Consider the following 20851-nt stretch of genomic DNA (forward strand, 5'->3'; position numbering starts at 1 on the left):
TTGAGCGATGGGAACACGCCGAACCGCCCGCCGACCGGGGTCGACGGGCGGTTCGTCCGGATCTTGGTCCCGGTCTTGGTCCCGGACCGTACGGGCTACTTGAGCGCTCCGGCCGTCAGTCCGGCCACCACCTGACGCTGGAAGATGATGTACGCGGCGAGCACGGGCAGCATCGCCATCACCAGTCCGGCGAAGAGACCGGACCAGTCCCCCTTGTACCCCTGGCTGACGGCGAGCTGCACCAGCCCCTGGGAGAGGACCTTGTTGTCCGGGTCGGTGTTGAGCACCGTGGGCAGCAGGTACTGGTTCCACTGCCCGAGGAAGTTGAAGATGCCGACGCTGATCAGACCCGGCTTGGCCATCGGCAGCATCACCTGGAAGAAGGTCCGGGTGTGCGAGGCCCCGTCGATGATCGCCGCTTCCGCCACCGACGTCGGCAGCGTTCTGAAGAACGAGGTCAGGAAGAAGACCGTGAACGGCAGCGAGTAGGCGATGTAGACCAGGATCAGACCGTGGATCGTGTTCAGCAGGCCCATGTTGTTCATGACATAGAACAACGGGACCAGCGCGAGGATGATCGGGAAGCTCATCCCGCCGATGAACAAGTAATAGATGAAGCGGTTCCCGGGGAACTCGAAGCGGGCCAGCACGTACGCGGCCATCGAGCCGAGCAGCAGCGTGCCGATCAGTGAACCCGCCACCACCAGAACGGTGTTGAGGAAGTAGTCGCTCATATGCGCCTGGGTCCAGGCGCGCGACCAGTTCTCGAAGCGCAGCGTGTCCGGCAGCGACCACGGCGAGGTGAAGATCGACTTGTCGTCCTTGAAGGACGTCATGACCGCCCACAGCAGGGGCATCGCGACCAGGAAGGCCCAGATCACGAGCACGCCGTGGGAGAAGACATTGAGGACGCCGCCGGTCTTCGACTCCTTGTCGGGCGGGGCGGCCGTCTTGGTCACGGCGGGCCGGGTCCGTACGGCGTCGGCCGGCGGAGGCGTGTCGGCGGGGGGAGGGGTCTCAGTGGTCTTCATCAGAACTCCAGCCGCTCGCGTCGGCCCAGTCGCATCACGATGGCGGCGAAGGCCAGCGTGACGACGAGGAGGGCGACACCGATCGTGGTCGCATAGGCCGCCTGACCGTCACGGAACGCCTTCTGGTAGACGAGCAACGTCAGCACATTGGTGGAATCGGCGGGACCGCCCGGCCCCACGGTCATGATCTGGACCACCGCGAAGGACTCCGCGCCCAGGGCGAGGATGCCCATGTAGACCCAGCCGGACTGCACGGTGTCCCACAGCAGCGGCAGGGTGATCCGGAAGAAGGTGGTGAAGCGGTTCGCGCCGTCCAGCAGCGCCGCCTCGTAGAAGTCCTTCGGGATGGAGGCCATGCCCGCGGAGAAGAGGACCACGAAGAAGCCGGTCGTACTCCACACCAGGACGGCCATCACACACCACAGCGCGAGCTTCGGATCGCCCAGCCACTCCGGCTTCACACTGTCCAGACCGACCGCGCTGAGCGCGGAGTTGATGGCGCCGCTGTTCGGGTTGTACGCGAACTGGAAGAGCAGGGCGACGATCGCGATCGAGAGCACCTGCGGAAAGAAGTAGACGATCTTGTAGAACGAGGATCCGCGGACCCCCGAGATGGCCGACCCCTTCCGGCTGCGCCCGCCGACATTCAGCATGAAGGCGAAGAACAGCGCGAGACCGAGGACCACCACGGGCAGCAGGAGCGCGAAGGTCAGACTGTGCTGGAGGGAACTCCAGAAGGTGTCGTCATCGAGCATCCGGGTGTAGTTGTCGAAGCCCACCATCGTGAAGTCGGGGCTGAGACCGGTCCAGTCCGTGAACGAGTAATAAATGGACTGGATGAATGGCCATACGACGAAGAGCGCGTATATCGCCAGGGGGAATACCAGAAACCCCGCGATGAACCGGTATTTGCCGTGCTGCATGTCTCCCGACCCCGAATCTCCGGCGGGTGCCGCCGTGCCGTGCTGCCTTGGGGGCCCGTGCGACGGGCCGGAACCGGAAGCCCCGGCGGGGCCTCCGGTCACTTCCGCTCCTACTGGTGCTTGTAGTGCTTGATGGAGGTGTCCTTGGCGGCGGCGTCGGCGTACTCCTGGCACTTCTTGATGGCCTCGGCGGGGGTGAGGCGTCCGGCCATCATCTCGCCGAGCGCGCCCACGCCGATCTTCTCCTTCTGGAGGGCCACGTACCAGTCCTGGAGTCGCGGGTTGAGCACATTGGTGCCGGCCTTGGCCAGCGCGTCCACCCCGGCCTGCAGCGCGGTGGAGAGGGTGAGCCCGTCGGTGCCGCCGTTGAAGGAACTCAGCGACTTCACCTTGGACGTGAAGTTCTTCGACGACGCCTCGCTCAGCATGATGCGCAGCTGCTCCATGCCGCCGTCGGGGTTCTTGGCGTTCGCCGGTACGACGAAGGGCTCGCCGCCGGACGCCCAGATCGTGCCGAACGGGAGCTTGTCCGAGCTGTCCAGGCTGGACGGCGCGGCCACCTTCATCTGGAAGTCCTTGGGCGTCGTCTTCGCCGCCTCGTTCTCCACCCAGGAGCCGTTCGGGATGAACAGCGCCTTGCCCTCGGTCCAGGCGGTCTGCGACTGGATGTGGTCGAGACCCGGGGTGCCCTGGAGGATGTAGCCCTTCTTGAACAGCTCGAAGTACGCCTCGAAGGCGGACTTCACGGCCGGGTGCTTCCAGGCGTTGGGCTCCAGGTTGTCTATGGCGTCGAGGACCTCGCGGCCGCCGATCTTGCCGATGAACGGGTAGAGCGAGAACGGCACGTAGTACGGGTACTTGCCGGCGTACGTCCAGCCCGCGATGCCCTGCTTCTTGGCCTTCGCGCAGAGGGCCAGCATCGCGTCCCAGTCCTCGGGGTACTCCGCGTCGAGCTTGTCCAGCGCGGTCTGCGAGTACCACACGCCGTAGACGGTGTAGGCGTAGTAGAGGATCCACACCGGGTCGCCGTCGAACTGACCCATCTCCACGACACCGGGGCGCAGCGTGTCGCGGACCTTCTTGGCCGGGTCGTCGATGGAGGGGGCGTCCAGCAGCGGGGTGAGGTCGGCGAGCTGCTTCTTGCCGACGAGAACGCCCATGTCCATCTGCTCGGCGCCCGAGTTGTCGATCAGGTCGGGCGGGGTGCCGCCGTTGAAGCGCGGCTGGAGCTCGGACTGGATCTTCTGGGTCGGGGTGAACTTCACCTTCGCGCCGGGGAACGCCTTCTCGTACTCCTTGACGGCGTCCGTCGCGTACTCCGTACCGAATCCGCCGTCGAACAGGACGAAGTCGAGAGGCGCGCTCGCGTTCACCCCGAGCGGGTTCTTCTCGGTCGCCTTGCCCTTCTCGACCTTCTTGTCGCTCCCGCTGTCGCTGCTGGCACACGAGGCCAGGAAGCTCATCGTCGGGACGGTGATCAGACCGATCGCGGCGGACCGCTTGATCACATCACGACGGCCAAGGCCCTCGCTGTTCTGAGCGGAGGTGGATCCCATGCTCAAGTCCTCGCCTTCTCCAGGACTCAGGCGGTGTACCGGTCGCCCGTCCTTCTCTTCTGAGGCGAAGGGCCCCGCCACCGCGGTCAAATGTAGCTGGGTCGTGCGGAATTGCCGTGCTTGATCGCGCTCGATCGTGCGCGATCGCGCTCGACCACATCGCTTGGGCGGACGCCGACAGGTATAGTCCACTTCACGCCGACTGGGCAAGATCGAAAGCAGGTTTGGGCGGCAGTCTTTCCCGAGTTGAGACCTCGTGGATATCTGAGCCGGGTGTGTACTCATTCGACCACCTCGGTCTCTTCAGAATGAGCCATTCCGAACACGCCATCCCGGCAACACCCTTGACACCACCCGCCACTTGGCCCCTACTGGACCCTGCGCTTCTCGTTTGACAACGTTGTCCAACTTGGTACGCAGGACGAAAGGCTCGGTATGCGGCAGAGAACCGGACCCCGGCACAGACAATGGCATACGGCCGCCCTGGTGGCGGCCGCCTCACTGCTCGTCGTAACAGCGCAGTCGGCGGCTATAGCACAGCCCGCTCAACCGAAGTCGGCGGAAAGGGAATTCGCCTCCTCCTTCGAGGCGGACGAACCCCAGCCGGACTGGCGCAATACCGTTGAAACGGGACCTGATGGAGAGAAACGGGCATCCGGTGTCGATGGCGGCTTCACCAACGGAATCCCCGGCAATGTCACCGACCGCGTCGTGGAGTTGCGCGCGAGCGGCGAGAACACGGGCGGCGGTGAGACCAAGGAGAACCTCATCGACGTCCAGTCCGCCACGAAATGGCTGGCGTTCGAGCCCACCGCCTGGATCGAGTTCGATCTCGACGAGCCGGTCAAGGTCGTCACGTACGCGCTGACCTCGGCGAACGACCATGCCGAGCGCGACCCCAAGGACTGGACGCTCCAGGGCTCGACCGACGGCAAGGAGTGGAAGGAACTGGACTCCCGGAAGGGCGAGACCTTCCCGGAGCGGTTCCAGACGAAGTCGTACGATGTCGCGGCCCCGGCCGGCTATCAGCACTTCCGGCTGGACATCACGGCGAACAACGGCGCCTCCGACGCGACGCAACTGGCCGATGTGCAGTTCTCCGACGGGGATACGAGCGCCCCCGCGCCCCAGGACATGCGCACCCAGGTGGACCGCGGCCCCTCCGGCTCCCCCACCGCCAAGGCCGGCGCCGGGTTCACCGGTACGAAGGCGCTGAAGTACGCCGGTACGCACCAGCCGGACGGCCGCGCGTACTCGTACAACAAGATCTTCGACGTCCACACGGCCGTGCGGCGCGACACCGCGCTCTCGTACCGGATCTATCCCTCCCTCCCGGAGACGGATCTGAACTATCCGGCCACGAACGTCTCGGTCGATCTCGCCTTCACCGACGGCACCTATCTGAGTGATCTGAAGGCGACCGACGCGCACGGCGGGCTGCTGACCCCGCAGGGCCAGGGCGATGCCAAGCGGCTCTATGTCAACCAGTGGAACCAGGTGGACGCCCGGATCGGCTCCGTCGCGGCCGGCAAGACCGTCGACCGGATCCTGGTGGCGTACGACTCCCGCAAGGGCCCGGCGAAGTTCCAGGGCTGGATCGATGACATCAGCCTGGCGCCCAAGGCGGCCGAGAAGCGGCTCGCGCGTCTGTCGGACTACGCCTCCACCACACGCGGCACCAACTCCAGCGGCTCCTTCTCGCGCGGCAACACCTTCCCCGCGACGGCCGTGCCGAACGGCTTCAACTTCTGGACGCCGGTGACCAACGCCGGTTCCACCAGCTGGCTCTACGAGTACAGCCGCGCCAACAACGCCGCCAATCTGCCGACCGTGCAGGCGTTCAGCGCGAGCCATGAGCCGAGCCCCTGGATGGGCGACCGGCAGACCTTCCAGCTGATGCCCTCGGTGGCCGCCGGGACGCCCGAGGCGTCCCGTACGGCGCGGGCGCTGCCCTTCCGGCACGAGAACGAGACCGCGAAGCCGCACTACTACGGGGTGACCTTCGAGAACGGTCTCAAGACCGAGATGACCCCGACCGACCACGCTGCGATGATGCGGTTCACGTATCCCGGTGATGACGCCGGCATGGTGTTCGACAACATCTCCAACGCGGGCGGCCTCACCCTCGATCCGGCGACCCGTTCCTTCTCCGGTTTCTCCGATGTCAAGAGCGGACTGTCGACCGGCGCGACGCGGCTCTTCGTCTATGGCGTCTTCGACGCGCCCGTCACGGCGAGCGGCAAGCTCTCCGGCGGCGGGGGCGCGGACGTCACCGGCTATCTGCGCTTCGACGCGGGCGAGGACCGTACCGTCACGCTGCGGCTGGCGACCTCCCTGATCAGCCTCGACCAGGCGAAGAAGAACCTCTCCGACGAGATCCCCGCCACCACCCGCTTCGAGCGGGTCAAGGACCGGGCGCAGAGCGCCTGGGACGACATCCTGGGGCGGGTCGAGGTGGAGGGCGCGGACCACGACCAGCTGACCACGCTCTACTCCAGCCTCTACCGGCTGTATCTGTATCCCAACTCCGGTTTCGAGAACACCGGTACGAAGTCCCGCCCGAAGTACCAGTACGCCAGCCCGTTCTCGCCGCAGACCGGGCCCGACACCCCGACGCACACCGGCGCGAAGATCGTCGACGGCGAGGTGTATGTCAACAACGGTTTCTGGGACACCTATCGCACGACCTGGCCGGCGTACTCCTTCCTCACCCCGAAGAGGGCGGGCGAGCTGGTGGACGGCTTCGTCCAGCAGTACAAGGACGGCGGCTGGATCTCCCGCTGGTCCTCCCCCGGCTACGCGGATCTGATGACCGGCACCAGCTCGGACGTGGCCTTCGCCGACGCCTACGTCAAGGGCGTCGACTTCGACGCGGAGGCGGCGTACGAGGCGGCGCTGAAGAACGCGACCGTCGTGCCGCCCCGTTCGGGGGTGGGCCGCAAGGGCATGGAGACGTCCCCGTTCCTCGGCTACGCCTCCACGGAGACCCATGAGGGCCTGTCCTGGTCGCTGGAGGGCTACCTCAACGACTACGGCCTGTCGGAGATGGGTGAGGCGCTCTACAAGAAGACGAAGAAGGAGCGCTACAAGGAGGAGTCCGACTACTTCCGCAACCGCGCCCAGAGCTATGTCTCGCTCTTCGACTCGAAGGCCGGTTTCTTCCAGGGCCGTAACCTCAAGGGCGACTGGCGGGTGCCCTCGGACGCGTTCGACCCGAGGGTGTGGGGCTACGACTACACCGAGACGAACGCGTGGGGCTACGCGTTCACGGCGGTCCAGGACAGCCGCGGGCTCGCCAATCTCTACGGCGGCCGCTCCGGTCTCGCGGACAAGCTGGACACGTACTTCTCGACCCCCGAGACGGCCGGGCCCGAGTTCGTCGGCTCGTACGGCGGCGTCATCCATGAGATGACGGAGGCGCGGGACGTACGGATGGGGATGTACGGCCACTCCAACCAGGTCGCCCACCACGCCGCGTACATGTACAACGCGGCCTCGCAGCCCTGGAAGACCCAGGAGAAGGTGCGCGAGGTCCTGGGGCGGCTCTACGTCGGCAGCGAGATCGGCCAGGGCTACCACGGTGACGAGGACAACGGCGAGCAGTCGGGGTGGTACCTCTTCTCCGCCCTCGGCTTCTATCCGCTGGTGATGGGCAGCGGGGAGTACGCGATCGGCTCGCCGCTCTTCACCAAGGCGACCGTTCATCTGGACAACGGCCGCACGCTGGTCGTCAAGGCGCCGAAGAACAGCGACAAGAACATCTATGTCCAGGGTCTGAAGGTCAACGGCAAGTCCTGGAACTCCACCGCGCTCCCGCACGATGTGCTGGCACGGGGCGGGCAGCTGGAGTTCGCGATGGGCCCGAAGCCGTCGTCCTGGGGCACGGGCGCGAACGCGGCGCCGGTCTCGATCCAGCAGGACGACAAGGCGCCGTCCCCGCGCACGGACGTCCTGACCGCCTCGGGCCCGCTCTTCGACGACTCCTCCGGCACCTCGGCGCCGGTCGAGTCCGTGGAGCTGCCCGTGGCGTCGGCGGCGAAGGCGGTCCAGTACACCCTGACGTCGTCCACGGCGGCGAAGGCCCCGGCCGGCTGGACACTCCAGGGCTCGGCGGACGGGACGACCTGGCGCACCCTGGACACGCGCACGGGTCAGTCCTTCGGCTGGGACCGGCAGACCCGGGTCTTCACGGTCGCCGAACCCGGTACGTACGCGAAGTACCGTCTGGTGAGCGACGCTCCGTCGACCCTGGCGGAGGTGGAGCTGCTGCGGTAGCCGCCGCGGCGCCGACCGACGGCTGAACGGCGAGGGCCGTGTCCCGTACGCTCCGTACGGGACACGGCCCTCGATTCCGTCGCGGCGCCGCCTACTTGCGGATCAGGCTGCGCAGCACGTACTGCATGATGCCGCCGTTGCGGTAGTAGTCCGCCTCACCCGGGGTGTCGATCCGGACGACCGCGTCGAACTCACGGCGTACATTTCCGGCTTCGCCGGGGGCGGTGTCCGTCGTCACCTTGACCGTGCGCGGGGTGGTGCCGTTGTTCAGCTCCGTCACGCCGGTGAAGGAGAAGGTCTCCTCGCCGGTCAGACCCAGGGCCTGCGCCGAGGCGCCCTCCGGGTACTGGAGCGGCAGCACGCCCATGCCGATCAGGTTCGAGCGGTGGATGCGCTCGTACGACTCGGCGATGACGGCCTTCACACCGAGCAGCGCGGTGCCCTTGGCGGCCCAGTCGCGGGACGAGCCCGAGCCGTACTCCTTGCCCGCCAGGACGACCAGCGGGATGCCCTGCTCGATGTAGTTGCGCGAGGCGTCGTAGATGAAGGAGACCGGGGCACCGTCCACCGTGAAGTCGCGGGTGAAGCCGCCCTCCGTGCCCGGCGCGATCTGGTTGCGCAGCCGGATGTTGGCGAACGTGCCGCGGATCATGACCTCGTGGTTGCCGCGGCGGGAACCGTACGAGTTGAAGTCGCGGCGCTCGACGCCGTGCTCGGTGAGGTACGTGCCGGCCGGGGTGTCGGCCTTGATCGCACCGGCCGGGGAGATGTGGTCGGTGGTGACCGAGTCGCCGAGCTTCGCCAGCACACGGGCGCCGGTGATGTCCTCGACCGGGCTGGTCTCCATCGTCATGCCCTCGAAGTACGGGGGCTTGCGGACGTAGGTGGACCGCGGGTCCCATTCGAAGGTGTTGCCGGTCGGGATCGGCAGCGCCTGCCACTGCGCGTCGCCCGCGAACACGTCGGAGTAGGACTTGTTGAACATGTCCTCGCCGATGGCGTTGGCCACGACGTCGTTGACCTCGGCCTCGGTGGGCCAGATGTCCTGGAGGTGGACGGGCTTGCCATCCTGGTCGATGCCCAGGGCGTCCTTGGTGATGTCCACCTTCATGGAGCCCGCGATGGCGTACGCGACGACCAGCGGCGGGGACGCCAGGTAGTTCATCTTGACGTCCGGGTTGATCCGGCCCTCGAAGTTACGGTTGCCGGAGAGCACCGACGTCACGGCGAGGTCGTGCTCGTTGACGGCCTTCGAGACCTCCTCGGGCAGCGGGCCCGAGTTGCCGATGCAGGTGGTGCAGCCGTAACCGACCAGGTTGAAGCCGACCTTGTCGAGGTAGGGGGTGAGACCCGCCTTGTCGAAGTAGTCGGTGACGACCTTCGAGCCCGGCGCGAGCGTGGTCTTGACCCACGGCTTGCGGGTCAGGCCCTTCTCGACCGCCTTCTTGGCCACCAGCGCGGCGGCGACCATCACGTACGGGTTCGAGGTGTTGGTGCAGGAGGTGATCGCGGCGACGGTGACGGCGCCGTGGTCGATCTCGTACGTCGTACCGTCGGGGGCCGTGACCAGGGTCGGCCGGGTCGGCACGCCGTTGGCGGAGGCCGGGGCGTCGGACGCCGGGAAGGACTCCTTGCCCGCCTCCTCGTCCTCGGAGACGTAGTTGCGTACGTCCTCGGCGAACTTCTGCTTGGCCTCGGCCAGGATGATGCGGTCCTGGGGACGCTTCGGGCCCGCGATGGACGGGACGACCGTGGCGAGGTCCAGCTCCAGCTTCTCGGAGAAGTCGGGCTCCGCGGCCGGGTCGAGCCAGAGGCCCTGCTCCTTGGCGTACGCCTCGACGAGGGCGACCTGCTGGTCGCTGCGGCCGGTCAGGCGCAGGTACTTCAGCGTCTCGTCGTCGATCGGGAAGATCGCGGCGGTGGAGCCGAACTCCGGCGACATGTTGCCGATGGTGGCGCGGTTCGCGAGGGAGGTGGCGGCGACGCCCTCGCCGTAGAACTCGACGAACTTGCCGACGACGCCGTGCTTGCGCAGCATCTCGGTGATCGTGAGGACCAGGTCGGTGGCGGTGGTGCCGGCCGGCAGCTCGCCGGTCAGCTTGAAGCCGACGACGCGCGGGATGAGCATCGAGACGGGCTGGCCGAGCATCGCGGCCTCGGCCTCGATACCGCCGACGCCCCAGCCCAGCACACCGAGGCCGTTGACCATGGTGGTGTGCGAGTCGGTGCCGACGAGGGTGTCGGGGTACGCCTGGCCGTTGCGGACCATGACCGTACGGGCCAGGTGCTCGATGTTGACCTGGTGGACGATGCCGGTGCCCGGCGGGACGACCTTGAACTCGTCGAAGGCGGTCTGGCCCCAGCGCAGGAACTGGTAGCGCTCCTTGTTGCGGCCGTACTCCAGCTCCACGTTCTGCGAGAAGGACTCCGGCGTGCCGAACTTGTCGGCGATGACGGAGTGATCGATGACCAGCTCGGCCGGGGCCAGCGGGTTGATCTTCGCCGGATCGCCGCCCAGCTCCTTCACGGCCTCACGCATGGTGGCGAGGTCCACGACACAGGGCACACCGGTGAAGTCCTGCATGATCACACGGGCCGGGGTGAACTGGATCTCCTGGCTCGGCTGCGCCTGCGAGTCCCAGGAGCCGATGGAACGGATGTGGTCGGCGGTGATGTTCGCGCCGTCCTCGGTGCGGAGCAGGTTCTCCAGCAGCACCTTCAGGCTGTAAGGGAGGCGCCCGGAGCCCTCGACCTTGTCCAGCCGGAAGATCTCGTACGACTCGTCGCCCACGCGCAGCGTGCTGCGGGCGTCGAAGCTGTTCGCCGACACGACAGTCTCCTTCATCAATGTGCGCGTACTACCGTCATGCTGCCGCCACGACTCCTCGCCGTTCCGCTAAGGTAAGGCTTAGTTAGGTCACCCTTACCGGCTGGCGGCCGCGGTACGCCTTCGGCAGATATCTCGATGTCGAGATAACTCTAATACATGACCGCCGCTCGGTCATGCGTGGGTCGGCACGTTGTACGACATCAGGGCGACCTGCCGTGGCCGGCCGGCCGCCGCCACGGGCACGCGCAGTTCGGTGATCGCGCAGTTGCGCATCGCCGGGAACACGCGCCGGTACTCGCTCCCGGGGATGCCCAGCAGCCGGCACAGGACCAGCCGGAACAGCGTGTTGTGCGCGACCGTCAGCACGCGCTTCCCCGCATAGGTGTCCGCGAGCCGGAGCAGGGCCTCGGCGCCGCGCGCGGCGGCGGCCGTCGGGTCCTCGCCGTCCGGCAGCGGGTGGGCGACCGGGTCACGGCGGAACGCCGCCACCTCCTGGGGACGGGCCGCTTCGAGTTCGCCGATGGTCCGGCCCTCGGCGATCCCGAAGTCGACTTCGAGCAGGTCCGGTTCGACCACCGCCGCCAGCCCCGTCACCCGGGCCGCGGGCTCCGCCGTGCGCCGGGCTCGGGAGAGGGGAGAGGTCACGATCGCGTCGAGTCCGGCATCCGCGGCCCACAACCCGAGCGCCTCGGCCTGCACCAGGCCGCGCGGGGTCAGATCGATGTCGCTGATGCCGGTGTAGCGGTTCTCGTCGTGCCAGACGGTCTCGCCGTGGCGGGCGAGAAAGAGGGTGGTGCTGGTCGTCATCCGTGCTCCCGTGCGTAGGTGGCCGTGTCCGAGGGCAGCCAGCCGCGCCGTTCGAGGGCGTCGACGAGGGTGACGAAGGGCCCGTCGAAGCGCCGGCCGGCCTCGGGCCGCGGTTCCAGGATCGTACGGATACGCACCATGCGGCGGGCCGCGTCGTCGCCGGTCACCGCGTGGGCGGCGAGCACCGCCATCCCGAGGGCGGAGTCGGCCTGTTCGGGGAGGGCGGCGGGGCGGCCCAGGACGTCCGCGCGCAGCTGGTTCCAGTAGTCGCTGCGGGTGGCGCCGCCGGTGAAGGTGACCGGTCCGTCGATCGGCGCGCCCAGGAAACGTACATACGCCAGACAGAGCCGCTCGGCGAGCGCGACGCCCTGGAGCAGCGCCGCGTAATGGTCGGCGTCGTCGGAGGGACGGCCGAGCGTGAGGGCCTCGGCTTCCGGGGCCAGGAACGGGAAGCGTTCTCCCCGGGAGACGAGGGGGTACGCGACGACACCCGCCGGCTCCCGGTCCGCGGCGAGCCGGTCGAGGCGCGCGAGATCGGCTCCGGGGAACGCGTGGGTCAGGGCGCCGGCGCCGACGCTGGAGGCTCCGCCGGGGAGCCAGTGCCCGTCCGGGGAGCGGTGGTTGTAGAGGACACCGGCGGGGTCACGGAGCGGGGTGGCGGTGACGCCCTTGAGGACGAGCGTGGTGCCCAGGACGGTGTTCCACCGGCCCACCTCCCAGGCCCCCGAGCCGAGTTGGGCCGCGCAGCCGTCGGTCATGCCCGCGATGACCGGGGTACCTTCGGCGAGGCCGGTGTCGGCCGCCGCCTCGGCGCACACCGTACCGAGCGGGGTGCCGGGGGCGACCACGTCGGGGAAGTGGAGTCCGGACAGACCGAGGCGGTCGTGGACGGCGCTGGGCCAGGAGCGGGTGTGGAGGTCGTAGCCGGTCTTGAGGGCGTGGCTGGAGTCGGTCGGTACGGGCCGCCCGACCAGGCGTGCGGTGATGAAGTCCGGCTGGTGGCAGACGCGGGCGCCCTGGAGGGGGTGGCCGCCCTGAAGGGTGTGGGTGACGCTCTTCGCGCCGGCGCCCGCGCCCGCGCCGGTGAGCCAGAGCAGTTTGGCCAGCGCCCAGCTCGGCTGGATACGGAGCCCGAGCGCGTCCCACACGTCGGCGCCGGTCTCCTGCGCGTACCGCGCCTCGGCCCCGGCCCGGCCGTCGTCGTACATCAGCGCGGGGGTCAGGGGGACCCCGCGCGCGTCGGTCAGCAGGACGGTGCCCGACGTACCGCACACGGCCACTCCCCGTACGCGCGGACGCCCCCGCGCGGGTGCGGTGGAAGCGGACGCGGTGGAGGACGCGGAGGTGGAGGTGGAGGCAGACGCGGACAGGGCGCTCAGCGTCTGGCGGATGGCGGCGGCGGCGCCCCGCCACCAGTCGGCGGGCAGTTGTTCATGGCGGTCCCCCTCGCGGTGACCGGTCAGCGGGGCGGAGCCACGGCCCAGTACCCGCCCGTCGTCGGTGACAGCCAGGGCGCGTACGCTCTGCGTCCCCAGGTCGACTCCCATCCACACGTCCTGGTGGCGTGTGTCCGTCAGGGGCTCGCGCACAGGCTCCCGCCTTCTCGTCGTCGTCCGGTGTTCTCGCGAATGTTGATCTCACGGTGTATTTCACACCGTGGATGCGGATTCCATCGAGGGCGTCGGCCCAGCTCGGCGACCCGGGACTCCCCGTCCCACCTGGAAGGCAACGGGTTGACGTGGCGTCGGACGGGTTGACCAGGCCATCGACCGTGGGGAACACTGCCGAACGGTACCTCAACAATCTATGTTATAACCTCAGGGCTTCATGTTATTCATGAGGTGAACAGGACCGGGGAATGTCACAGGACAAGAGCCAGCGGGGCCCCATAGAGCGCCGCCGGGAGATCACCGATCATGTGCTGACCGAGGGATCGGTATCGGCGTCGGACCTGGCGGAGCGGTTCGGCGTGAGCGTGATGACGATCTACCGCGATATCGACGAGCTCGAAAGCGAGGGCGTCCTGCGGAAGTTCCGCGGGGGTGTCACCGCGCAGCCCTCCGGGGTGTTCGAGAGCAATGTCGCCTACCGCAAGAAGTCCATGCGGCCGGAGAAGGAGGCGCTCGCCGCCAAGGCCGCGACGCTGATCGACCCCGGTATGTCGGTGATGATCGACGACTCCACCACCGTGCTGGAACTGGCCAAGCTCCTGCCCCGTATCGAACCGCTGACCGTCGTCACGAACTTCCGGGAAGCGCTGAATCTGCTCGCCGGTGAACGCGGGATCCATCTCATGGCCCTGGGCGGCGACTACGACCCCCTGCACGACTCCTTCCTCGGGGTGCCCTGCGTGGAGGCCGTCGAGGCGCTGCGGGTCGACATGTGTTTCGTGTCCACCTCGTCCGTCTACGGCGACTTCGCCTTTCACCAGGAACAGCGCATCGTCGCCGTCAAGCGCGCGATGCTCAAGGCAGCGGGCCGCAATGTGCTGATGATCGACCACTCCAAACTCGGCCGCACCGCGCTGCACCGGCTGACCCCGCTGTCGACCTTCGACCTGATACTGGTCGACGACCGCACCCCGCCCGAGGTGTTGCGTTCCCTCGACGAGCGCGGTGTCCCGTACGAGGTCGCCGAGACCTGAGCCCAGCCCCGAGTCCTAACCCGGCCTGACCTGATCTGCCCGTACCGTCAAGGAGACCTCGACGATGAGAATCCTCGCCGCCGGCGACCACTTCGTCGCCCCCGATCTGTTCGCCCGGGAGCTGACGGCCGAGATCGGCAGTGGCCACACCATCGACCAACTGCACCTCCCCTGGCCGCTGACGCCCTTCGGGCCGGTCTCCGAGGTCGACGAGGCGTCCGGCGACGAGGACACCCTCCTCACCGCGCTGCGCGGGGCGCGGGTGTGTGTCACGCAGATGGCTCCGGTGACCCGCAAGGTGCTCGACGGCTCGCCCGATCTGCGGCTGGTGGTCGTCGGCAGGGGCGGCCCGGTCAACGTCAACCTGGACGCGGCGAAGGAGCGCGGCGTCCAGGTGTGCAACACCCCGGGGCGCAACGCGGCGGCCACCGCCGAGTACACCGTCGGGCTGCTGCTGGCGACGATGCGCCGGATCCCGGAGACCTCGGCGGCGCTCACGGCGGGCCGCTGGGCGGGCGAGTTCTATACGTACGACAACTGCGGTCCCGGTCTGGACGGCGCGACCGTCGGGCTGATCGGCTGCGGCGCGGTCGGCAGCCGGGTGGCCCGCGCGCTCACCGCTCTCGGCGCGCATGTCCGTCTCTACGATCCGTACGCCGACCCGGACACGCTGCGCGCGTGGGGAACGCCCGTCGACGATCTGGACGAACTGCTGCGCCGCTCCGATGTCGTCTCGTTGCACGCGCGGCTCACACCCGAGACCCGCGGGCTGCTCGGCGCCCGCGAGCTCGCCCTGCTGCCCGAGGGCGCGGTCGTGGTCAACTGCGCGCGTGGCGCGCTCCTGGACGAGGACGCGCTCTGTGACGCCCTGGAGTCGGGCCGGCTCGCGGCGGCGGGGCTCGATGTGTTCGCCGTGGAGCCGCCGCCCGCGGACTCCCGGCTGCGTACCGCTCCCCGGCTGGTCATGACGCCCCATCTGGCCGGGGCGAACATCTCGGTCGCGCACAACGCGGCGCGTATCGCCGCCGCGGAGGTGGGCCGGTTCCTGCGCGGGGAACCGCTCGCCCATCGCGTTGTCTGAACGCTCGTCATCTTGACATCACGTGGACGCTCGTCATGCTCGCCGCATCGACAGGAGGAGTCAGGGTGTTCGTCGGACTGGACATGGGAACCTCGGTCGTCAAGGCCGCGGCCTTCGCGGAGGACGGCACGGCGCTGCGGGTGGAATCGAAGCCGATCTCGCTCGGCGGCGACGGTGACGGTGTCGAGCAGGACATCGAAGAGGTGGTCCTCGCCGCCACCGACGTCCTGGGCTCGGTGACCGGCGGACGCGCGCCCGCCCTGGTCGCCATCACCGGTCAGGGCGACGGCCTGTGGCTGGTCGACGCCGAGGGGCGTGCCGTACGTCCCGCGCTGTCGTGGATGGACGGCAGGGCCGGCGATCTCGTCGGCGGATGGATGGCCGACGGCACCGCGGAACAGATGTACCGGCGTACCGGGAACGTGCTCTTCCCCGGCTCCCCCGGGCCCCTGCTGGCCTGGCTGGACCGTAATGAGCCGGCCTCTCTGGACGCGGCCACAACCGCCGCCTGCTGCAAGGACGTTGTCCAGCTGCGTCTCACCGGCGAGCGCGCCACCGATCTCTCCGACGCGTCCGTCCCCTTCCTCGACCCGCGCACCCGGACCTACTCCCCCGAGGCGCTCGCGGCGCTCGGGGTGGAGCACCGCGCGGGGCTGCTGCCGCCCATCGCGGCGACCCTGCCGTACGGGGAGGCTCATGGCCGCACCCCGGGCCTGTCGCGCGGCACCCCCGTCACCTCCGGTCCCTACGATCTTCCCGCGAGCGCGATCGGCGCGGGCGTGACCGAGCCCGGGGACGGGCTCCTGATCGTCGGTACGACCCTGGCGTGCCAAGTCGTGGTCGAGCGGGTCGCGTTCGACGACGACCCCGTCGGGTTCCATCTCGCGCTGGCCCGGCCCGACCGCCATATGCGGGCGCTGCCCGCGATGACCGGTACGGTCGCGCTCGACTGGGTGCTCGATCTCACCGGCACCACCCACGACCAGGTCTCCGGCATCCTGGAGGCGACCCCGCGCGGCGCCCGGGGGGTCGCCGCGCTGCCCTATCTGTCACCGTCCGGCGAACGCGCGCCGTTCGTCGACCCCACCGCGCGCGCGGAGTTCACCGGTCTCGATCTGCGGGCCTCGCGCGAGGATCTGGTACGGGGCATGTGCGAGGCGATCGCGTTCGCGGCCCGGCACTGTCTGGAGGCCGCGGGGCTCACCGGCGAGCTGGCCGTGTGCGGCGGCGGCGCGCGCAACCTCGCCTGGCTGCGGCTGTTCGCGGATGTCCTCGGCCGCCCGCTGCGGGTCGCGCGCGGGCCGGAACCGGGCGCGCGCGGCGCCGTCCTGGCCGCGGTCGACGCCCGGGGAGCTGAGCTGGGACAGCGCCTGGACGTCGCGGCGTGGACCGCGCCCGACGCCGTGGTGGACCCGGATCCGGCGGGCGTCGCGTTCTACGAACAGGCCTACGACGACTATCTGTTCCGGGTCGGGAACGCGCGGAACCGGTGGCGTGGGCCGGCCGCCTCCCACTGAGCGGCGCGGCCCAGTGAGCGGCGGGGCCCACTGAGCGGCGCGGCCCAGGGAGCGGCGGGGCCCACGCGGCCGTTCAGGGGGTGGGTCCGGGTGGGCCGGTGATCAGCCGTACGGGACCCATCAGGCCGGTGACGCGCTGGCCCGGGAACACGAAGTGGGTCGGGCTCGTGGCGTCCAGATACGGCGCGAGCGTGCCGAACACGGTGATCTCGACCGTGCGGTCCCCGGGCCCGGCCAGTCCCGTCAGATCGAAGATGTAGGGGGAGCACACCCGTACCCCGGCGGCGACGCCGTCGATCCGTACCTCCGCCGTGCCGCGCACCCGCCCCAGGTCGAGGGAGACCTCTCCGGTACCGGCGTCGGCGGGCAGGGTCATCACGCGGCTGTAGCGCACGCCGCCGCTGTACTCGGCGAGGCCGCGCGCCTCCCAGTCCCCGGCGCGGATCCGCCCGGGACCGACCTCGCACCGTACGGGGCCCGCCAGCGCGGCGCCGCCCTGGCGGCCGGGGCGGATCTCCACGCGGAGGGTGGCGGTCCGTGTCCCGGAGGGTCCGTCGGCCGACAGATCGACGGTCACGGTATGTGCGCCGGCCATACCGCCGCTGTCGGAGTCGCTGTCGGCGGTGGCCGTCGCGGCGCGCTCGCGGCCGTCGACGCACACGGTTGTGGCGCCATAGGTGTCGACCGTCAACCGGAGCGTGCCCGGCGGGAGTTCACACCGGAACCATTCGACTCCCGGCCGTGCCCCCGGGACGGCGAAGCCGACCGGTACGACCGTGCCGTCGTCGGCGTCCGGGTCCAGCCAGGCGGCGCCGGGGAGCGGATGCGGCCGACGGCGCAGATACAGCGCGGCCGGATCCCCCACCTGTTCCCGGCGCACCACGAGCGGCACCGGCTCACCGGCGCGCTCGGCCCGCCATGTGCCGTCGCTGTGCACGGTCGTCACGCACCGGCCATGGGCGTCGTACAGGGCAGCGTCCACCAGGACGGCGGGGTCCTCACCGCCGTCTGTCTCCACCACCAGCTCGTTGGCGCCGGTCCGCAGGGCCGACGCGATGTCGTGGCGTCGTACGCGCGGCACGCTGTGTTCGGCGTACGGGTCGAATCCGCCCTGTATGCCGACCACCTGACCGTTGACCCGCAGGACACACCGGCCCCGGGCCGCGATCTGGACGATCGCCCGTGCCGGCAGCTCCGCCACGGTCAGGGTCGTCGCCACGGAGGCCCGGCCCCCGGGCGCGAGGATCCACTCAGGGCGGCGGTAGCGCTCCGGGTCGCGTACGAGCGCCATATGCGCGCGCAGATCGACATCCTGATCGGGAATCAGATCCAGTTCGAGGAGATGGCTGCCCGGCGCGAGCCGTACCGGCCCCATGGCGAGATGGCCGCGGTCGTCCAGCACCACGGGCACGCCTCCGAGCCGGACGGTCTTCGCCGCCGCGGCGCCGACCGCCAGATGTCCGTCGAAGGCGTCGTCCAGGAGCAGTTCGGTCCGGACGCGCGCCACCGTTCCGGCGGCGGTCGGGCCGATCCGGACGAACTCCTCGGGCACATGCCCCTTGGGGCCGAGGACATCACGGTGGACCGGGTCCTTGTGGATGCCCCGGGTGTCGGACCATTCGAGCGACGAGCCGCCGCCGCCGCCGTCGCCGTCGAGCAGGAGCGCGTGCGGCCCGAAGGTGGCATGCGCGCGAGGCCGGGCAGGATCGCCCGCGCGGCCCCGCCGGAACGTACGGCACTCGACGACGGCGCTGCCGGCCGGCCCGGTCGCGGGCCGCGCGAAGTCGCCCCAGGTGTTGTCCAGGGTAGGGACCAGCGTCATGTCCCACTCGGCGTCCGCCGGGACCTCGACCGCCGTACGGCCCGCGCCCCCCACGTCCGGCCCGTCCACGCACCCCGTGCGCGCCGCCGTCCGCGCCGCGGTCGTGCGATCCGCCGTCCCCGCCGGAAAGACCAGCACCGCCGCAGGCCCTCGGTCGAACGACACCTCGGCCTCGACGGCCCGCTCATCGCCCTCAACAGCCCGGACCGGTACGGTGCGCGGCTCCCCGCCGAACGGGTCGAGCAGTACGGCCGGCCCCTCCACATCCCGGACCCGCACCTGTGCGTGGCGCACATAGCGGTCGGGGTCGAAGTCGTAACGGGCGTCGATCCAGCCCTGTGCGGCGCCCCGTTCGTCGGGGGCGGCGACCGCCGCGCGGGTCGCGCGCGGTGCGTCGAACGAGGCCGCCGTCAGGAACACCACCGTCGCGTCGTCCACCCTGCGGGCGAGCGCGGGAACCGACGCCCGTACGACCGGCGCCGTCCCGGTCCGCGCCCGGTCCCGCCCCAGCACCTCGCCCAGATCGTCCGCCGTGGGGACGAGGACCGCCCGGCCGTCGGCGAAGCAGGCGCTCAGCTCATCCCTTATCTTGTCCGGGCCCGAGGCCCCGTCCCGGCCGATGACCTGCTCGGGAAGCACGCCGATCGCGATCAACTCCCCTCCCTCAGAAGCGAATTCGAGGAGCCGCAGCGCGGTGTCCTCTTCGAGCGCCGTACACGCGGGCAGCACGACCGTCGCATAGCTCTCGCCCGCGACGCACAGTCGCGTCCCGTCGTCCGATTCCCTGACCAGGGCGCGGGCGACGGAGTCGTCGTCGATCACATCGGCGTCCAGACCGAGCCGGTCGATCACCCCCGTCCGGGTCCTGAACCAGGTCATGTCCCCGACGAGTTCGAGATAGACCGCCTGGGCCCGCCGCGCTTCGGCGGAGACACCGTCGAGTGCGGCGCCGGTCTGCGCGGTGGTCGTGGGCAGCAGGATCGCGGTGTCGCACAGATGGCTGCCGAGGCCGAGGATCGCGCACAGCCGGGTGACGGCGTCGGCGAAGACGCGATGGTGCGTCCAGTACGGCTGGCGCCAGTCGGTGCCCGGCGGCGCCCACTCCCACCAGCCGCCCTTGGTCGTGTAGTAGACGGCGTGCGGGTTGTAGAGGTTCGCGCCGGCGCGCAGCCAGGGCAGCAGCCAGTCGTAGGTCTCCTCCAGCGTGCCGCCCCAGCCGGTGGAGTGGAACGCCTCGATCCAGGTCCGGGGCCTGCCGTACAGATGGGCGAGGGAGGAGTGGATCCGGGCGTCCCCGTGGTGGTCGGAGCCGGGCGCGGAGAACCAGCGGTGGGTACGGGCGTAGTCCGCGTACAGCTCGACACCGGCGACCGGGTGCCCGGCACGGGCCGGGTCCTGCTGGTCGCAGCCGACGACCAGCCCGTGCCGCTCGTGCCAGGCGGCGAGGGGGCGGAAGAAGGCCGCTTCGGCGAGTTCGGCGCGGGTCAGATGGTAGTCGTGGCGGATCCGGTGGACGTCGGGCCGGTGCGCGCCGTCCTCGTACAGGGCGTCCAGATGCGGCATCAGATCGTAGCCGCGCAGCTGCCGGAAGGCGTCGGCGAACTCGGCGGACCAGGTGGGCAGGGAGGGCAGTTCGTCCTGGAACGAGCCGACGACGACGGTGCCGAGGCGGTCGCCGAGCCGTCGCTCGAACTCGCCGTGCACCCCGGCCAGCAGCGCCGCGCAGGCCTCGGCGCCGAGATAGTCGAAGCCCAGGGCGGTGTGGTGATGGAGCGTCAGCCGCCACCGTCCGGGTCCTGGCGCCCGTACGACCGTGGTCCGTCCGTCCACGACGAGCGGGAGCAGGATGGCGGGACCGGTGGGATCTCCGTCCCCGTCGACCGGTTCCGCGCGGCCCGCCAGCGGCTGCCCGTCGTCGGGACAGCGCAGCTCGCCGGGGCCGTCGACCACGGCACGTACGCGGTCGAGCCGGCGGCCCGCGTACCCGTGCCGTTCGTCGACGAGACGCGCTTGGAGGTCGGCGCCGGAGAAGCCGAGCTGGTCGTAGAACCACAGCCCGATGCCCAGGTCGCGCGCGTCGTCGCAGACCCCTTCCAGCAGCGCCCACCAGGCGTCGGAGAGGAACGGGGGATCGTCGGCGTCGGAGCCGAACAGCGGCCCGGACGGCGCGAGGTTGAGCAGCACCAGGTTGAACACCCCGCCCCGCGCGAAGCGTTGGAGCTGGTCGCGCAGGCGCGCGCGGTCGAGCCGTTCCCCGCTCCACCACCAGATGGCGGTGGGCGAGAACGCGCGCGGCGGTTCGGTCAGGACCTCCGCGATGCTCGCGGGAAGGGAGGGTCCTACGTACGTCATGTGGTGTTCCTAG

At 69.8% G+C, this 20851-nt stretch carries 11 protein-coding genes; 4 read left to right on the forward strand and 7 right to left on the reverse strand.

Annotation, left to right across the window (positions count from 1 at the left end):
• Window positions 1-95: 95 nt before the first annotated feature.
• The 3 genes from ACFRKB_RS17940 to ngcE all read right to left on the reverse strand — a co-directional run bounded on the left by ACFRKB_RS17940 (window position 96) and on the right by ngcE (window position 3510).
• Window positions 96-1031: a carbohydrate ABC transporter permease gene (locus tag ACFRKB_RS17940; protein WP_383106820.1), complete on the reverse strand. Its 936-nt coding sequence runs from the start codon at window positions 1029-1031 to the stop codon at window positions 96-98.
• The gene (locus tag ACFRKB_RS17945; protein ID WP_383106822.1) at window positions 1031-1954 is read right to left on the reverse strand and encodes a carbohydrate ABC transporter permease; all 924 of its coding nucleotides are present in this window, start codon (window positions 1952-1954) and stop codon (window positions 1031-1033) included. Before ACFRKB_RS17945 ends, ACFRKB_RS17940 begins: the two co-directional genes overlap by 1 nt.
• Before the next feature lie 110 nt (window positions 1955-2064).
• Window positions 2065-3510 (reverse strand): N-acetylglucosamine/diacetylchitobiose ABC transporter substrate-binding protein, encoded by a 1446-nt coding sequence (ngcE, locus tag ACFRKB_RS17950; protein ID WP_383106823.1) that lies wholly within the window; start codon window positions 3508-3510, stop codon window positions 2065-2067.
• Between the two features lie 435 nt (window positions 3511-3945).
• On the opposite strand from ngcE, the gene ACFRKB_RS17955 reads away from it, so the two are divergent.
• The gene (locus ACFRKB_RS17955; protein WP_383106824.1) at window positions 3946-7785 is read left to right on the forward strand and encodes a GH92 family glycosyl hydrolase; all 3840 of its coding nucleotides are present in this window, start codon (window positions 3946-3948) and stop codon (window positions 7783-7785) included.
• Window positions 7786-7876: 91 nt separating this feature from the next.
• Here the strand turns inward: ACFRKB_RS17955 and acnA are convergent, their stop codons facing one another.
• The 3 genes from acnA to ACFRKB_RS17970 form a co-directional block, all read right to left on the reverse strand.
• Window positions 7877-10615, reverse strand: a complete 2739-nt coding sequence (gene acnA, locus ACFRKB_RS17960) for an aconitate hydratase AcnA (RefSeq protein WP_383106825.1) — start codon at window positions 10613-10615, stop codon at window positions 7877-7879.
• A 171-nt stretch (window positions 10616-10786) separates the two neighbouring features.
• Window positions 10787-11422 carry a histidine phosphatase family protein gene (locus ACFRKB_RS17965; RefSeq protein WP_383106826.1) on the reverse strand — a complete coding sequence of 212 codons (636 nt, stop codon included), beginning with the start codon at window positions 11420-11422 and terminating at the stop codon, window positions 10787-10789.
• Window positions 11419-12969: an FGGY-family carbohydrate kinase gene (locus ACFRKB_RS17970; RefSeq protein WP_383106827.1), complete on the reverse strand. Its 1551-nt coding sequence runs from the start codon at window positions 12967-12969 to the stop codon at window positions 11419-11421. The genes ACFRKB_RS17965 and ACFRKB_RS17970 overlap by 4 nt, the downstream gene beginning before the upstream one ends.
• 311 nt (window positions 12970-13280) lie before the next feature.
• On the opposite strand from ACFRKB_RS17970, the gene ACFRKB_RS17975 reads away from it, so the two are divergent.
• From ACFRKB_RS17975 to ACFRKB_RS17985, 3 genes are all read left to right on the forward strand, one after another.
• The gene (locus tag ACFRKB_RS17975) at window positions 13281-14066 is read left to right on the forward strand and encodes a DeoR/GlpR family DNA-binding transcription regulator (protein WP_383106828.1); all 786 of its coding nucleotides are present in this window, start codon (window positions 13281-13283) and stop codon (window positions 14064-14066) included.
• Between the two features lie 64 nt (window positions 14067-14130).
• Entirely contained in the window at window positions 14131-15147 is a 1017-nt protein-coding gene (locus ACFRKB_RS17980) for a 2-hydroxyacid dehydrogenase (protein ID WP_383106829.1), read from the forward strand.
• A 65-nt stretch (window positions 15148-15212) separates the two neighbouring features.
• Window positions 15213-16664 (forward strand): FGGY family carbohydrate kinase, encoded by a 1452-nt coding sequence (locus tag ACFRKB_RS17985; protein WP_383106831.1) that lies wholly within the window; start codon window positions 15213-15215, stop codon window positions 16662-16664.
• A gap of 73 nt (window positions 16665-16737) precedes the next feature.
• On the opposite strand, the gene ACFRKB_RS17990 is transcribed toward ACFRKB_RS17985, so the two are convergent.
• Window positions 16738-20838, reverse strand: a complete 4101-nt coding sequence (locus ACFRKB_RS17990) for a glycosyl hydrolase (protein WP_383106832.1) — start codon at window positions 20836-20838, stop codon at window positions 16738-16740.
• Window positions 20839-20851: the final 13 nt, after the last annotated feature.

The sequence above is a fragment of the Streptomyces scopuliridis genome (assembly GCF_042790125.1).
Lineage (GTDB): Bacteria > Actinomycetota > Actinomycetes > Streptomycetales > Streptomycetaceae > Streptomyces > Streptomyces scopuliridis_A.

Excerpts from the sequence above, each read along its gene's own strand:
- ACFRKB_RS17940 (WP_383106820.1), bottom strand. The coding sequence starts at position 1,031 with ATGAAGACCACTGAGACCCCTCCCCCCGCCGACACGCCTCCGCCGGCC.
- ACFRKB_RS17945 (WP_383106822.1), bottom strand. The coding sequence starts at position 1,954 with ATGCAGCACGGCAAATACCGGTTCATCGCGGGGTTTCTGGTATTCCCC.
- ngcE (WP_383106823.1), bottom strand. The coding sequence starts at position 3,510 with ATGGGATCCACCTCCGCTCAGAACAGCGAGGGCCTTGGCCGTCGTGAT.
- ACFRKB_RS17955 (WP_383106824.1), top strand. The coding sequence starts at position 3,946 with ATGCGGCAGAGAACCGGACCCCGGCACAGACAATGGCATACGGCCGCC.
- ACFRKB_RS17965 (WP_383106826.1), bottom strand. The coding sequence starts at position 11,422 with ATGACGACCAGCACCACCCTCTTTCTCGCCCGCCACGGCGAGACCGTC.
- ACFRKB_RS17970 (WP_383106827.1), bottom strand. The coding sequence starts at position 12,969 with ATGGGAGTCGACCTGGGGACGCAGAGCGTACGCGCCCTGGCTGTCACC.
- ACFRKB_RS17975 (WP_383106828.1), top strand. The coding sequence starts at position 13,281 with ATGTCACAGGACAAGAGCCAGCGGGGCCCCATAGAGCGCCGCCGGGAG.
- ACFRKB_RS17980 (WP_383106829.1), top strand. The coding sequence starts at position 14,131 with ATGAGAATCCTCGCCGCCGGCGACCACTTCGTCGCCCCCGATCTGTTC.
- ACFRKB_RS17990 (WP_383106832.1), bottom strand. The coding sequence starts at position 20,838 with ATGACGTACGTAGGACCCTCCCTTCCCGCGAGCATCGCGGAGGTCCTG.